The sequence below is a fragment of the Aeromonas sp. DSM 116730 genome, assembly GCF_046581335.1.
Taxonomy (GTDB): Bacteria; Pseudomonadota; Gammaproteobacteria; order Enterobacterales; family Aeromonadaceae; genus Aeromonas; species Aeromonas rivipollensis.
Genome location: NZ_CP144265.1, coordinates 3,128,891 through 3,144,222 on the forward strand (window position 1 = coordinate 3,128,891; position 15,332 = coordinate 3,144,222).

The following is a 15,332-nucleotide window of genomic DNA, read 5'->3' on the forward strand; positions in this document are numbered from 1 at the left end:
GGCCCAAGCCTTGAGAAACAAAAACGGCAGCCAGTGGCTGCCGTTTTTATTGGTCTGTTTTCGCCGGTTTACCCCGCCCTACAGGGCTTGAACAGATCAAGCTTACCGTCATAGACCGGGGTCTGCACGTCCATGATGCCGAGCATGGTGCGGGGCAACAGGTTGTCGCGTTCGGTTAGCCTGACTCACCCCGCCCTACAGGGCTTGAACAGGTCAAGCTTGCCGTCATAGACCTGGGTCTGCACGTCCATGATGCCGAGCATGGTGCGGGGCAACAGGTTGTCGCGTTCGGTTAGCCTGACTCATCCCGCCCTACAGGGCTTGAACAGATCAAGCTTGCCGTCATAGACCTGGGTCTGCACGTCCATGATGCCGAGCATCGAGTGGAACAAGTTGTCGTGGGAGAAGCGCTTGCTGCCCGCCTCCTGGCGCAGGCAATCCTGATTGAGCCCGCGATCCCGCTGCAACTGGGGAGAGAGCCAGGTCAGCAGGGGCACCCGGGTCTGATCGTCCGGGGCGAATTTGTAGGGGGTGCCGTGCAGATAGAGCCCCAGCGCCCCCAGGGATTCCCCGTGATCCGACAGGTAGACCAACCCCACGTTGTACTGGCTCTCCAGGGTCTTGAGCTTGGCAATAAGCTGGGACAGCACCTTGTCGGTGTAGCGGATGGTGTTGTCATAGGTGTTGACCAGCTCCTCGTTGCTGCAGTTCTCGATGTCGCTGCGCGGGCAGTCCGGCAGGAAGACGCGATCCCCGGCCGGGTAGCGGCGATAGTAGGTCGGGCCATGGCTGCCCATCAGGTGGAAGGCCACCAGCTTGCTGCCCTGCTTGCCCTTCATCCCGGCGATCTGCCGATCCAGCCCCTGCAGCAAGACCTCGTCATAGCAAGAGTCCCCTTCACAGTATTGGGGGAAGGCCTTGGGCTCGATCTCCAGGGTGGGCACGTTATTGCACACCCCCTTGCAGCCGCCGTCGTTCTCCTTCCACAGCACAGAGACACCGGCGTGTTGCAGCACGTCCAGCAGGCCGTCCCTGGACTTGGCCAGGGTCTCGTCATAACCACGGCGCGTGAGGTTGGAGAACATGCAGGGCACCGAGACCGCGGTGGCGGTGCCACAGGAGCGCACGTCCCTGAAGGAGACGAGATCCGGCTCCTTCATGGTGAAGCCGTTGGTCTGCTTCTGGTAGCCGTTGAGGGAGTAGTTCTGGCTGCGGGCCGTCTCCCCCACCACCAGGAACATCAGGGTCGGCTTGCCGCCCTTGTCCACCACCCTGGCATCTGTGCCTATCGGCTGATAAGGGACAGGGGTGGCGAAGAGAATATCCCTGGCGTAGCGATAGAGACCGCGCACGTAGTTGGAGGGGACTATCTCTTTGACGATGGTATGGTTGTTGCGCCCGACCGAGGCGTAATCCTGGTAATAGAGGGCGGCGACGCCGACCAGGAACACCAGGGAGAGGGCGATCCCCGCCAGGCGCATGCCCAGCCCCTTGTACCAGGGGGTTGGGTATTCGATCTTCAGCCACAAGAGGCCAAGCACCGGCAGCACGGCAGTCAGCAGGAACCAGAGCACCACTGAACCATTGAGGTAGGAGCTTGCCTCCCCGCTGTTGGTTTCGAGTATGTTCTGCACCATGCCCACATCGAAGATGATGCCGTATTTGAGCATGGCGTAGCTGACCAGGGAGGCGGTGACGATCAGGAAAGTGAAGAAGGGCTTGAGCAGATAGCGGAAAGTGAACGGCAGGAAGACCGCATTGAGGGCGGCGACCAGCACCAGGGGAATAGAGAGGGCAAACCCCGCCTTGACGTGCTCGAGGGCGCTGAGAATACGGTAAAAGTGCAGGAAAATGGGCCAGTTGAACACCAGTGCAAACAGCAGCACCAGCAACAGATTGACCTTCATCACTCCCAGAGTGAGGCGCATAAGAAGACTCCGACAAACCAGTGATCTGGAGACCCTGCATGGGGGCTCCGTTGTGAGCATCCCTGTCACCCGTCTCTCTTCCCGAGCAGACAACGCGGTGATGGGCACAGCGGCCCGGATGCAAGTAGAGAGTAAGAAGGCAAACTTAAGCGGGCATTAAGGGAGGCACAGCGAAGGAAATGGGGCCAGAGGAGAGTCAGTAAGATAAAAAAACGGCAGCCTGAGGCTGCCGTCTGGTATTTATCCCCAGTCAGGGGCTAGAAGCTGTGCGATCAGAGCAGCGCGGCCACTTCGTCAGAGATGGAGCCGTTGTGGTAGACCTCCTGAACGTCGTCCAGGTCTTCCAGCATGTCGATCAGACGCATCAGCTTGGGGGCTGTGTCGGCGTCCAGCTCGGCTTCGGTGGAGGCGATCATGGTCACTTCGGCGCTCTGGGGCTTGAAGCCGGCGGCTTCCAGGCCATCGAGCACTGTGCCGAAATCGTTCGGGGTGGTGTAGACCTCGATGGAGCCATCCTCTTCGGTGACAACATCATCGGCGCCCGCTTCCAGGGCCGCGTCCATCAGGGCATCTTCGTCCACGCCCACGAAGGTCAGCAGACCCTTCTTGCTGAACAGGTAGGCCACCGAGCCGTCGGTGCCCAGGTTGCCGCCGCACTTGCTGAAGGCGTGACGCACTTCGGCCACGGTGCGGTTACGGTTGTCGGTCAGGCACTCCACCATGACGGCGGAGCCCGCCGGGCCGTAACCTTCATAAACGATGGTCTCGAGCTGCTCGCCATCGCCACCACCGGCGCCGCGCTGGATGGCACGGTTGATGGTGTCACGGGTCATGTTGCCGGTCAGGGCAGCCGCTACCGCCGCGCGCAGGCGCGGGTTGTTGGCGGGATCAGCATCACCGAGGCGAGCCGAGGTGGTGATTTCGCGGATCAGCTTGGTGAAGATCTTGCCACGCTTGGCGTCTTGCGCCGCCTTGCGGTGTTTGATGTTGGCCCATTTGCTGTGACCTGCCATAAAAACTCTCCGTTATAATTTTGAAATCAATGGGATACGGGTCGCATGGCGACCCGTTCTTCAATCTTCTCAGGCGTCAGCCTTGGCATCGGCCTTGGCAACGGTGGCGATGGCCAGCTCGGTCAGCTGGGCCTGGTTGGCGAAGCTGGGAGCATCCGTCATCAGGCAGGCCGCTGCCGTGGTTTTCGGGAAGGCGATCACGTCCCGGATGTTGTCGGTACCGGTCAGCAGCATGCTGAGGCGGTCCAGACCGAAGGCCAGACCGGCGTGGGGCGGGGTGCCGTATTTCAGGGCATCCAGCAGGAAGCCGAACTTCAGGCGCTGCTCGTCCGGGGTGATGCCCAGGATGTCGAACACGGTGGACTGCATCTCGCTGTTGTGGATACGCACAGAACCGCCGCCCACTTCGTAGCCGTTGATCACCATGTCGTAGGCGTTGGCATAAGCACTCACCGGGTTGGCTTTCAGCTCGGCCGGGCCCAGGTTGCTCGGGGCGGTGAAGGGGTGGTGCATGGCAGCCAGGCCACCTTCGCCATCTTCCTCGAACATGGGGAAGTCGATGACCCAGAGCGGCTTCCAGACGTTCTCCACCAGACCCAGATCGCGGCCCACCTTCAGGCGCAGGGCGCCCATGGCGTCGCACACCACCTTCTTGCTGTCGGCGCCGAAGAACAGGATGTCGCCGTCGGCGGCACCGGTACGGGCCAGGATCTCGCGCACTATGTCGTCGGACAGGAACTTGGCCACCGGGGACTGGACGCCCTCGAGGCCGTTGGCGGCGGCGTTGACCTTCATCCAGGCCAGACCCTTGGCACCGTAGATGCCGACGAACTTGGTGTATTCGTCGATCTGCTTGCGAGACAGCTCGGCGCCGCCCGGGACTTTCAAGGCAGCCACGCGGCCTTTGGGGTCGTTGGCGGGGCCGGCGAACACGGCAAACTCAACGGCGGTCAGCAGGTCTGCCACATCCACCAGCTCCATGGGCAGGCGCAGGTCCGGCTTGTCGGAGCCGAAGCGGCGCATGGCCTCGTCGAAGGTCATGATGGGGAAGTCGCCGAGATCCACGTTCAGGATGTGCATCCACAGCTTGCGGATCATCTCTTCCATGATTTCGCGCACTTGTGGCGCAGTCATGAAGGAGGTTTCCACGTCAATCTGGGTGAATTCCGGCTGGCGGTCGGCACGCAGGTCCTCGTCGCGGAAGCACTTGACGATCTGGTAGTAGCGATCGAAGCCGGACATCATCAGCAACTGCTTGAACAGCTGCGGGGACTGCGGCAGGGCGTAGAACTTGCCCTTGTGCACCCGGCTCGGCACCAGGTAGTCACGGGCCCCTTCCGGAGTCGCCTTGGTCAGCATGGGGGTCTCGATGTCGAGGAAGCCCTGCTCGTCCATGAAGCGACGCACGAAGGCGCTGGCCTTGGCACGGGTCTTCAGGTACTTGGCCATCTCGGGGCGACGCAGGTCCAGGTAGCGATACTTGAGGCTGACCTCTTCGCTGTTGACCTGGTTGAAGTCCAGCGGCAGCGGCTCGGCACGGTTGATGATGGTGAGCTCGTGGGCGAACACTTCGATGGCACCTGTGGCCATGTCGCTGTTGCGCTGGGAGTCCGGACGGGTACGCACCACGCCGGTCACCTGGATGCAGAACTCGCCGCGCAGCTCGGAGGCCAGGGCGAAGGCGTCCGGCTTGTCCGGGTCGAAGAAGACTTGCACGATCCCTTCCCGGTCGCGCATGTCGATAAAGATGAGGCCGCCGAGATCGCGACGACGGTGGACCCAACCGCACAATGTAATGGTCTGCCCGGCATGGGCCTCATTGACCTGTCCGCAATAGATAGAGCGCATGGACTTCTTCCTTCGAAATGGTAGAGAGACGGTTCACCTTGGGTCGCCGGGCACGACTGGCAAGCACCGTCTGTCTCACAGCTGGCCAGATCCTGGTTCTTACCCGGTTTGAAATCAGTCTCATATCATCCGGCTCCCCGAGCCGGATACTTGCCGCCAATGCCGGCTCGCGCCGAGTGGCCCCTTGAGGGGTCGACGCGCGAGGCGAGAACATCGGCAAGCGTCGTTGTCTGGCAACCTTGTGACCCCGGTCATCGCCACCTTAGGCGCACAACCCCGTGAGTCACAACGATTTGGCAAACAAAAGGGCTGGCATTATAGAGGAAAACCCCCATTTGGGTAAAATGGCCCGCAGCCTCCTTTGCCCTGTTTTTTGTTGTCCTGGCGCAAAAAGGGGAGCAAAACAGCATAAATCCGCAGACAGGAACCAACATGAGCCTCTATTTGGGTCTGCCCCAGTGGTCACACCCGGCCTGGCCCGGCCAGCTGCTGGGGGTGGGCGCCAAGCCTGCCGAGCACCTCGCCCACTATGCCCGGGTGTTCAATACGGTGGAGGGAAACACCACCTTCTACGCCTCCCCCACCCCGGAAACGGTGCGCCGCTGGGCCGATGCGGTGCCGCCCCAGTTTCGCTTCAGCTTCAAGTTCCCGCAGGCCATCAGCCACCAGAGCGATCTGGTGAGCGCCGACAAACAGGTGACGGACTTCATTCAGCTGCTGGCGCCCCTGCACGACAAGCTGGGGCTGCTCAAGCTGCAACTGCCCGCCCGCTTCGGCCCCGCCGGCCTGCCGCGCCTCGCCGCCTTCTTCGAGGGCTTGCCGCCGGATTTCACCTATGCCCTCGAGGTGCGCCACCCCGACTTCTTCGCCAAGGGGGAGGCGGAGCGCACCCTGAACCGTCTGCTGATGGACAAGGGCATCAACCGCATCATGCTCGACAGCCGGCCGCTCTTCTCGGTGCCCGCCAGCCTCGCCGCAAAAAATGCGGCCCTCGTCGATGCCCAGGGCAAGAAGCCGCGCCTGCCGGTGCACCTGCTCGCCACGGCCAACAGCCCTGTGGTACGCCTCATCGGCCTTCCTCATCCCGAGGACAATCACCCCTTTTTGCCTTCCTGGTTGCCCCATTGGAAACAATGGTTGGCAGAGGGGAAGGATCTCTACCTCTTTATCCATACCGCCGACAATGCCCGTGCCCCCGAATTGGCCCGTCAGGTCAGTCGGCTGCTCGGTCAGGAGATGGCTCCCTGGCCGGGGGAAAACGATCGCGCGCGCCAGGGCCTGCTGCCCTTTTAGCCGCTCCCTTCCCCGCCCCTGTTTCACCGCTAAAAAAAGCCGTTTTTTTGTGGCCCCACGGGGCTCGGCGTCAAGACAAACGCCCACCTTTCCTCTACACTACCGCCCCAAGTAAGGACCCGGACGCCCGCCATTGCATAGTGTTGCAGGCGACCGTCCGGCTCCCGGTAAAGGGCTCTGACCGCTGTCCATGGCAACACCTGCCGCAGACGGCTCATCCCCATAAAGGACCAGGATGATGGTCCATTGCGAGCAGGGCGGGCCCGAAGGATCTCAAGGCCAGCCACCCCGTTCGTAAACCGGTGACGACCCGGACGGGCGTCACCCAACGACTCCATTGAACACACAGTCGGTTCGCGCACCGGCTGTCAGGTTGCGCCAGCATGCACGATCAGATTTTTGCCGCCCCCATCGCCCAATTGGGGGATTTTTGCTTTGACGAACAGGTCGTCGATGTCTTCCCCGACATGATCCAGCGCTCTGTGCCGGGTTACAGCAACATCATCTCCGCCATCGGCATGATGGCCGCCCGCTACGCCCAGCCCCAGAGCCGCCTGTACGATCTCGGCTGCTCCCTTGGCGCCGCGACCCAGGCGATGCGCCGCCATGTCAACCAGCCCGGCTGCCAGATCACGGCGGTGGATCTCTCCCACCCCATGATAGAGCGCGCCCGCGCCCACCTTTCGGGCTTCAAGTCCGAGGTGCCGGTGGCGCTGGTGGAGGCGGACATCTGCGACATCGCCATCGAGAACGCCTCAGTGGTGGTGCTCAACTTCACCCTGCAGTTCGTCGCCCCCGAGAAGCGGGCCGCCCTCATCCAGCGCATCCATGACGGTCTGCGCCCAGGTGGCATCCTGATCCTGAGCGAGAAGTTCCGCTTCGAGGACGAGCAGGTCAACGAGCTGCTCATCGACTTGCATCTGGACTTCAAGCGGGCCAACGGCTACAGCGAGCTGGAGATCAGCCAGAAGCGCACGGCGCTGGAAAACGTGATGCGTACCGACAGCCTGGAGACCCACCGTGCCCGCCTGCGGGACGCCGGTTTCACCCATCAGGATCTCTGGTTCCAGTGCTTCAACTTCGGCTCCATGATTGCCATCAAATCAAGCGACGCCCAGCCATGATCGATTTCGCCAACTTTTATCAACTGATCGCCAAGAACCGGCTGAGCCACTGGCTGCACACCCTGCCCGCCCAGCTGCACGCCTGGCAGCACGACAACCTGCACGGGGATCTGCCGCGCTGGAACCGGGCCCTCAACAAGCTGCCGCAGGTGTCCCCCGGCGAGATCGAGCTGAAAAGCCGGGTCGAGATCGGCAGCCTTGAGAGCATGAACGAGGGGGAGCGCAAGAAGACCGAGAGCCTGCTGCGCCACTTCATGCCCTGGCGCAAGGGGCCTTTTACCGTACACGGCATCCACATCGACACCGAGTGGCGCTCCGACTGGAAGTGGGATCGGGTGCTGCCCCACATCAGCCCCCTCGAAGGGCGTTACGTGCTGGATGTGGGCTGCGGCAGCGGCTACCACCTCTGGCGCATGGTGGGGGAAGGGGCCAGGCTCGCGGTCGGCATAGACCCAAGCCCGCTCTTCCTCTGCCAGTTCGAGGCCATTCGCCACTTCGCCGGCAACGATCAACGGGCGCACTTGTTGCCGCTCGGCATCCAGGAGCTGCCGGAGCTGCGTGCCTTTGACACCGTCTTCTCCATGGGAGTGCTCTATCATCGCAAGTCCCCCATCGAGCACATCGAACAGCTGCGCAACCAGTTGAAAGACGATGGGGAGCTGGTGCTGGAGACCCTGGTGATAGATGGCGACGAGCGGGAAGTGCTGGTGCCCACCGATCGCTACGGCAAGATGCGCAACGTCTGGTTCATCCCCTCCAGCGCGGCCCTCAAACTCTGGGTCGAGCGCTGCGGCTTCAGCGACGTGCGGATAGTGGACGAGAATATGACCAGCACCGACGAACAGCGTCGTACCGACTGGATGATTAACGAGTCCCTGAGTGACTATCTGGATCCCGATGATCCCGCACTCACGGTCGAAGGATACCCGGCACCCAAGCGTGCCGTACTGATCGCCAGAAAGGCCAAAGACTAGCCGATGGCGGCTGTGGAAGTTACACTGACCCAATTCCAGGAAGCACAGTTAAATGAATGACATGAAAAGCAAATTAAAAGGAATGACCCTGCTCTCCCTGCTCAGTCTCGGCGGGTGTGTCAGTATGGAAAAAGCGCCCCCTGTCCCGACCCTGACGCTGGCGGAGCTTCGCAACGAGATAAGCTTGAGCGAGCAACGCCTGCAAACATCCATGGAACAGCAACAGAAGCAGTATGTGCAGCAACAGCACCTGCTGGTTCAGCTCAACACCGATGTCACCAACATGAAAGAGTCCGTGAAGAAAGTCGACAGCAAGCTGGCTACCCTGCCACCCGAGCCCCCCAAACCCATGGCCATCCCGACCGAGAAGTGCCCGGCCCCGAGCCAGGGCCACACGGTCGACGGCAAGCTGCTGGTGGGTGAAGCCGAGTGGATCTGGGTTGATGCCGCCAACGATGCCTTCCAGGCACGGGTCGATACCGGCGCCACCACCTCCTCCATCAGCGCCCAGGAGATCACCATCTTCGAGCGCAACGGCAAGAACTGGGTGCGCTTCTTCCTGAGCCACCAGGAGATGGACGACAAGATCCAGATCGAGGCGCCCCTGGTGCGTCACGTGCGGGTGCGTCAGGCTTCTGCCGACGACCTCGACCGCCGTCCCGTGGTGCGCCTCACTGTGCGTATCGGCGACATGACCGAGAAGGCCGAGTTTACCCTCAAAGATCGCAGCGACATGACCTTCCCCGTGCTGCTGGGCCGTGAATTCTTGAAAGACATCGCCGTGGTCGACGTGGCCCGCGAGTATATCCAACCAAAACCCAAGCTCAAGGATGTAAAATAATCCATGGTTTCCCGTAAGCCGTTCTATCTGCTGGTCGCCCTGCTGTTCATTGTCGGCCTGGGAATGACGTTTTATCACCATGTCGCCCTGGACGTGCCCCTCACGCCCGGTGAAAAACGTCAGATCTGGTCTATCGAAGCCAAGCTCGAGTTCGAGGCGACCGGCGAGCCGGTGATCGCCTCCCTGGCCATTCCGGGCACCCAGCCCGGCTTCACCCTGATGAACGAGAATGCCGCGAGCCCGGGCTACGGCCTGTCGTTCGTGGAAAAAGACGGGGATGCCCGCGCCGAGTGGTCCATCCGCAGCGCCTCCGGCCGCCAGGAGCTCTACTACCGGGTCGACATGATGGCGGATGCCCATGCCAAGCCCGCCGCCAACCCCCTGCCGCCCGCCATCGAGAAGCAGATCGAGAGTGAGCCCTACGCCACCGCGATGAAGCAGATCCTCGAGCGCGCCCAGGAGCGTTCCGCCGACGGCTACACCCTGACCCGCGAGATCATCAAGGAGATCGAGAAGCAGGAACAGAACGCCGAGCTGCTCAAGTCTCACAAGAGCCGCGCCAGCCTGATCGCCGAGCTGCTCAACAACGCCGAGGTGCCGGCGCGGGTGGTGCACGCCCTGAGCCTGGAAGACGGTCGCCGTCGTCAGGAGCTGGTGGACTACCTGCAGGTGTTCAACAGCCCGACCGACTACAAGCTGTTCAACCCGCAAACCGGCGAACAGGGACAACCGGGCAACCTGCTGCTGTGGGAATACAACTCAGGTGCCCTGCTGGACGTCACCGGCGGACACAACTCCCGCGTCACCTTCTCGATGATCGAGCAGGAGCAACCGGTGAACGTGGCCCTGGCGCAGAAGTTCGAAAAATCAGAGATGATGAACTTCTCCATTCACAGCCTGCCGCTGGAAGAACAGGCCCTGTTCAAGGGGCTGCTGCTGATCCCCATAGGCGTGCTCATGGTGGTGTTCCTGCGGGTTCTGGTGGGGATCAAGACCTCGGGCACCTTCATGCCGGTGCTGATCGCGGTCGCCTTCATCCAGACTTCCCTTGTCACCGGTCTCATCGGCTTCCTGCTGATCGTCGGCACCGGCCTGGTGATCCGCTCCTACCTCTCAAGGCTCAACCTGCTGCTGGTGGCCCGAATATCGGCGATCATCATCATGGTGATCTCGATGATCGGCATCTTCTCGGCCTTTGCCTTCAAGCTGGGACTGACCGACGGCATGAAGATCACCTTCTTCCCGATGATCATCCTCTCCTGGACCATAGAGCGGATGTCCATCCTGTGGGAAGAAGAGGGCCCCAAAGAGGTGTTCCGTCAGGGTGGCGGCTCCCTGCTGGTGGCGGTCATCGCCTACCTGGCCATGGACAACGAGCTCATTCGTCACCTCACCTTCAACTTCCTCGGCCTGCAACTGGTGCTGATGGCGACCGTGCTGGTGATGGGTAACTACACCGGCTACAAGCTGAGCGAGCTCAAGCGCTTCAAGCCGCTGGTGGACGAGATGAAGTCCGGTGCCACCCCGGGTAAGGACAAGTAACAGATGTGGTTCTGGCAGAAATACACCAGTCCGTGGAGCCTGTCCCAGGCAGGCATCCTCGGCATGAACAAACGCAACCACTCCTACATCAGCCGCTACAACCCGCGTCGTCTCTACCCGCTGGTGGATGACAAGCTCAAGACCAAGCGCATAGCGCTGGATGCGGGGGTGACTGTGCCTGAACTCATCGGCACCATACGCGAGCAGCACGACGTGACCCGCATCACCGAGCTGGTGAAGGATTGGCCGGGCTTCTGCATCAAGCCGGCCCGCGGCTCGGGGGGCAAGGGGATACTGGTGATCCTGCGCCAGCAAGAGGGCAGCTTCTACAAGCCCAACGGCAGCGCCTCCACCGGTCAGGATCTGGAGCGCCATGTCTCCAACATACTGGCGGGCCTCTATTCCCTGGGGGGCAAGCCCGACGTGGCGCTGGTGGAAGGCCTCATCAACTTCGATGACGTGTTCGACGGCTACTCCTTCGAAGGGGTCCCCGATGCCCGGGTGATCATCTTCAAGGGCTTCCCCGTGATGGCCATGATGCGCCTCTCCACCGCCGCCTCCGACGGCAAGGCGAACCTGCACCAGGGCGCCGTGGGGGTGGGTCTGTGCCTGCGCACCGGTCGCGCCCTGAGGGCGGTGCAGTTTGGCAACCCGCTGCGCCACCACCCGGACACAGGTCTGGATCTCTACGATCTCAAGGTGCCCCACTGGGATACCCTGCTGACCCTGGCCGCCTCCTGCTACGAGATGTCGGGTCTGGGCTACATCGGCACCGACATGGTGCTCGACAAGTTCCGCGGCCCCATGCTGCTGGAGCTCAACGCCCGTCCCGGTCTCGCCATCCAGATCGCCAACGGTCGCGGCCTGGTGCCCAATCTCAAGACCATAGAGAAGCTGGGTCAGGTCAAGATGAACGTGGAGCAGCGGGTCAACTTCGCCAAGGATCACTTCGGTATCTTCGACGAATAGCCTGCCCTCACACCTGCAAAAACGCGCCAACAGGCGCGTTTTTTTATGGCCGGCCATGGGCGGCCCCGCAAGACGCCGGGGAAGGCCGATCCCCGTCACATCCCATGGCAACCCCCCTTCAACGGGCTGGCACAAGGGGATAAGCTCCCATGGCAGCAGTTGCCGCGACGGGCAGGTGGATGGCGGGCTTATCCCCATCCGCTTGCCCCGCAATGCACAGACCCTGCCAGGAGGGCGCCTAATCTCGGCGACAAAGCAGTCTCTCGATGGTAGATTAATCAAATCAAATAGATAGCATCGATCGGGTTTCCCCTATGCAACGTTGGCCCAGCCTGAAACAGCTGCAGTATCTGGTCGCTCTGGACGAGCACAAGAATTTCAATCGCGCCGCCAAGGCCTGTCATGTCAGCCAGTCCACCCTGAGTACCGGGATCCAGACCCTGGAGGACATGATGAACCTGCAACTGGTGGAGCGTGACCACAAGAGCTTCATCATGACGCCGGTCGGCATGGAGATAGTGGCGCGGGCGCGCAACCTGCTCTCCGACGCCCGGGATCTGATGGAGCTCGGCCAGCAGCAGGGGGGCGTCATGCACGGCACCGTCCGCCTGGGTTGCATCCCCACCATAGCCCCCTTCCTGCTCAGCAAGCTGCTGCAGGTGTGCGGCAAGGCCTATCCGGATCTGGAGCTGCTGCTGCGGGAAGACACCACCACCAATCTGCTCAAGCAGCTGGAGCAGGGGCAGCTCGACTTGCTGATCCTGGCGCTGCCGGTGGAGATAGGCGGTTTTCACAGCAAGACGGTGGGGCTGGATCCCTTCCATATGGTGATGCCGTCAGATATGGCTGCCACTTTGCACATGCCATTCGACTACAAAGAGCTGCCCAATCAGAGCATCTTCCTGCTGGAGCGGGAGCACTGCCTGACCGAGCACGCGGTGAGTGCCTGCCGGCTGCGGGACAAGAGCAAGATCAACCCCTTCGCCGCCACCAGTTTGCACACCCTGGTGCAGATGGTGGGCGCCGGCCTTGGCACCACCTTCCTGCCCCAGATGGCCATAGATGCGGGCATCCTCGACAACTCGGATCTGGTGGCCATCCCCCTGCCCGGGGAGAAGCCCTATCGCGAGATTGGTCTGGTGTGGCGCCCCAGCACCACCCGGGTGCAGACCTTCTACAAGATTGCCGAGCTGCTCACGCCGCTGATAAGTCCCAAGGCGGCGGACTGACGCCTGGCTCGCCGGGGGCCCTTTCTCTGCCCTCGGCAAGTTTTTATGCTATCGCTGTTCAGGTTCCAGGCAGGAACATCGTCTATGATGAATCCCGTGCCCTATCAAGGAGTTGAGATGTTTCGCACCTTGCTTCCGCCCCTGCTGGCCCTGCTTGTCGTCGCCTGCTCCAGTACCCCGGAGCCGCCCCCTCCTGCCCGCCAGGCCAGTGCCTTCGACGGCTTCTATCAGCAGTGGCGCGGCGTCCCCTATCGCATGGGCGGCACCAATCGCGCCGGCCTCGACTGCTCCGCCTTCACCCAGCTTGCCTACCAGCAGGTGCTGGGTTTCACCCTGCCCAGAACCACTGAATCCCAGGCCAGTCTCGGCAGGCCGGTGGACAGATACCGTCTGCAGCACGGGGATCTGGTGTTCTTCAAGACCGGCTGGCAGCAGTACCACGTCGGCGTCTACACCGGTGCCGGGGAGTTCATTCACGCCTCCACCAGCAAGGGGGTGATCCGCTCGCGCCTCGACAACGTCTACTGGAACAGCCGCTACTGGCAGGCCCGCCGCCTGACCCAGTAGCCGCCACCAACGAACACCAAAAAGGCCCCGAGGGGCCTTCTTCTTTATGTGCCGCGCAGAGGCTCAGTGCTTGCGGTGCCAGCGGGGCGAGGTGGCTCGCTCCCCCCAGGGGGTCACGCAGGGCAGCAGGGCCCCTTCGATCAGCCGCTCGCTTGCTGCCAGCGCCTCGGCAATCTTCTCGTGGAGCAGCCGCAGCAGGTTTTTGTCCTGCTCCGCCAGGGAGTGACCCGCGGCGAAATACTCGCGCTGATGTTGCAGCGCCAGCTTCTGGGCAAATTCATAGGTGTTGAAACTGTCCGGCATGCGCTCGATCACATCGTCCAGCCGGGCCAGCAGGCTGTGCAATTCCCTGGTCATGTGCTGCTCTCCATTTGAGTTGATGATTGAAAACTACCTCTTATTGGATAATCCACCAATCGAGATACCCCCAAACTGTGTGGCCGAGCACAGTTCCATCGGAGAACCCACTCATCCGCCCTTGCTCTGGCACGCCCTTGTTTACAAGCTGGCAACAAGCCGGTAGGCTTAGACCGACTAATCAGTCGGTCAGTTTTTGTGCGGAGCATGCCATGGAAGCCATACGAACAGAGTCCCCAGACAAGTTCTCCCTGCCCGAGCAGGTGAACCGCCTCAAGCAGGCCTGTCAGGCCCATCCCATGCCGAGCCTGGAGCAACGCCGCAACCGGCTGAGCGCACTCAAGGGCGCCCTGCTCGCCCACAAGCAACCCCTGTGCGACGCCCTGGCCCTGGACTATGGCCAGCGCAGCGACTACGACAGTCTGGTCGCCGACATACTGCCCTGCGTCATGCAGATCAACTACAGCCTGAAACGGCTCAAGGGCTGGATGAGACCAGCGCGGCGCCACCCCGGCCTGCTGCTGGCCCCCGCCAGGGTCGAGGTGCACTATCAGCCGCTGGGCGTCATCGGCATCATGGTGCCCTGGAACTTCCCTGTGATGCTGAGCCTGGGGCCCCTCATCGGCGCCATCGCCGCCGGCAACAGAGCCATGATCAAGCTCTCCGAGTTCACCCCCCATACCAATGCCCTGTTGCGCACCCTGCTGGCCCAGGTGTTTGGGGATGACGAGGTGGTGGTCATCGAGGGGGACGCGGGACTCGCGGCCGCCTTCAGCACCCTCCCCTTCGATCATCTGCTGTTCACCGGCTCCACTGCGGTGGGCAGGCTGGTGATGGCCGCCGCCGCCCCCCAGCTCACCCCCCTCACCCTGGAGCTCGGTGGCAAGAGCCCCTGCCTCATCGCCCCCGACATGCCGCTGGCCCTGGCGGTGGAGCGGATGATCTTCGGCAAGAGCCTGAACGCCGGCCAGATCTGCGTGGCCCCGGACTATGTGCTGCTGCCACGGGGGCAGGAGCAGGCCTTTATCGAGGCCTATCAGGCGCACTTTCGCCGCCTCTATCCCAAGGGGCTGGATAGCCCGGATTACGGCTCCATCATCAACGGGGCCCAGTACGAGCGGCTCACCGCCTGGCTGGCAGAGGCGAAGCAGGCGGGCGCCCAGGTGCACCCTTGCGCCTCGCCGGCCCGGAATGACGGCGCCCGCCGCCTGGTGCCCCACCTGCTGACCGAGGTGCCCGGCCACTGCCAGCTGATGCAGCAGGAGATCTTCGGCCCATTGCTGCCCCTGGTGCCCTATGACAGCATCGACGAGGCCCTCGCCTACATAGCGGCGCGCCCGCGCCCCCTCGCCTGCTACCTGATGAGCCTGGATCCGGCGCTGCAGAGCCGCCTCATCCGGGAGACCCACGCCGGTGGCATGGCCATCAACGAGTGCCTGTTCCAGGTGGCGGCGGACGACGCCCCCTTCGGCGGCATAGGCCCCTCCGGCATGGGTCACTACCACGGCCACGAGGGCTTTCTCACCTTCTCCAAGGCGAAAACCGTGCTGCGCCGTGGCCGTTTCAGCGCCGGAACCCTGATCCACCCCCCTTATCGGCGCTGGTACCAGCGGCTGATGATGGCCCTGTTCCTGCGCTAGGAGGCTG

General features: G+C 62.4%; 13 protein-coding genes. 9 read left to right on the top strand and 4 right to left on the bottom strand.

All coding sequences use genetic code 11. The features are described from left to right. Nucleotides 1-302: 302 nt before the first annotated feature. The 3 genes from Aeroheme_RS14180 to aspS form a co-directional block, all read right to left on the bottom strand. The gene (locus Aeroheme_RS14180) at nucleotides 303-1,928 is read right to left on the bottom strand and encodes a phosphoethanolamine transferase (RefSeq protein ID WP_411166073.1); all 1,626 of its coding nucleotides are present in this window, start codon (nucleotides 1,926-1,928) and stop codon (nucleotides 303-305) included. 272 nt (nucleotides 1,929-2,200) lie between these two features. After that, nucleotides 2,201-2,941 (bottom strand): YebC/PmpR family DNA-binding transcriptional regulator, encoded by a 741-nt coding sequence (locus tag Aeroheme_RS14185; protein ID WP_005325689.1) that lies wholly within the window; start codon nucleotides 2,939-2,941, stop codon nucleotides 2,201-2,203. A gap of 69 nt (nucleotides 2,942-3,010) precedes the next feature. Continuing rightward, a complete protein-coding gene (aspS, locus tag Aeroheme_RS14190; protein WP_411166074.1) occupies nucleotides 3,011-4,789 on the bottom strand; it encodes an aspartate--tRNA ligase in 1,779 nt (592 codons plus the stop codon). A 432-nt stretch (nucleotides 4,790-5,221) separates the two neighbouring features. Between aspS and Aeroheme_RS14195 the strand changes: the two genes are divergently transcribed. From Aeroheme_RS14195 to Aeroheme_RS14230, 8 genes are all read left to right on the top strand, one after another. Next, a complete protein-coding gene (locus Aeroheme_RS14195) occupies nucleotides 5,222-6,082 on the top strand; it encodes a DUF72 domain-containing protein (RefSeq protein ID WP_408863956.1) in 861 nt (286 codons plus the stop codon). Between the two features lie 383 nt (nucleotides 6,083-6,465). Further along, the gene (cmoA, locus tag Aeroheme_RS14200) at nucleotides 6,466-7,206 is read left to right on the top strand and encodes a carboxy-S-adenosyl-L-methionine synthase CmoA (protein WP_163148584.1); all 741 of its coding nucleotides are present in this window, start codon (nucleotides 6,466-6,468) and stop codon (nucleotides 7,204-7,206) included. Then, on the top strand, nucleotides 7,203-8,180 hold the full coding sequence (gene cmoB / locus Aeroheme_RS14205) for a tRNA 5-methoxyuridine(34)/uridine 5-oxyacetic acid(34) synthase CmoB (RefSeq protein WP_162627272.1): 978 nt from the start codon (nucleotides 7,203-7,205) through the stop codon (nucleotides 8,178-8,180). Before cmoA ends, cmoB begins: the two co-directional genes overlap by 4 nt. Nucleotides 8,181-8,262: 82 nt before the next feature. Then, nucleotides 8,263-9,021, top strand: coding sequence for an ATP-dependent zinc protease (locus tag Aeroheme_RS14210; protein WP_025326342.1), 759 nt, complete (start codon nucleotides 8,263-8,265; stop codon nucleotides 9,019-9,021). Nucleotides 9,022-9,024: 3 nt separating this feature from the next. Next, nucleotides 9,025-10,563 carry an inactive transglutaminase family protein gene (locus tag Aeroheme_RS14215; protein ID WP_106887394.1) on the top strand — a complete coding sequence of 513 codons (1,539 nt, stop codon included), beginning with the start codon at nucleotides 9,025-9,027 and terminating at the stop codon, nucleotides 10,561-10,563. Nucleotides 10,564-10,566: 3 nt separating this feature from the next. Further along, a complete protein-coding gene (locus Aeroheme_RS14220; protein WP_106887395.1) occupies nucleotides 10,567-11,532 on the top strand; it encodes an alpha-L-glutamate ligase-like protein in 966 nt (321 codons plus the stop codon). 314 nt (nucleotides 11,533-11,846) lie between these two features. Then, on the top strand, nucleotides 11,847-12,761 hold the full coding sequence (locus Aeroheme_RS14225; protein WP_411166075.1) for a hydrogen peroxide-inducible genes activator: 915 nt from the start codon (nucleotides 11,847-11,849) through the stop codon (nucleotides 12,759-12,761). A 117-nt stretch (nucleotides 12,762-12,878) separates the two neighbouring features. Next, nucleotides 12,879-13,328 (top strand): C40 family peptidase, encoded by a 450-nt coding sequence (locus tag Aeroheme_RS14230; protein WP_025326338.1) that lies wholly within the window; start codon nucleotides 12,879-12,881, stop codon nucleotides 13,326-13,328. Between the two features lie 63 nt (nucleotides 13,329-13,391). Here Aeroheme_RS14230 and Aeroheme_RS14235 read toward each other — a convergent pair whose 3' ends face one another. Then, complete coding sequence (locus Aeroheme_RS14235; protein ID WP_163148587.1) at nucleotides 13,392-13,685, bottom strand: hypothetical protein; 294 nt, start codon at nucleotides 13,683-13,685, stop codon at nucleotides 13,392-13,394. A gap of 212 nt (nucleotides 13,686-13,897) precedes the next feature. Between Aeroheme_RS14235 and Aeroheme_RS14240 the strand changes: the two genes are divergently transcribed. Continuing rightward, on the top strand, nucleotides 13,898-15,325 hold the full coding sequence (locus Aeroheme_RS14240; protein ID WP_411166076.1) for a coniferyl aldehyde dehydrogenase: 1,428 nt from the start codon (nucleotides 13,898-13,900) through the stop codon (nucleotides 15,323-15,325). Nucleotides 15,326-15,332: the final 7 nt, after the last annotated feature.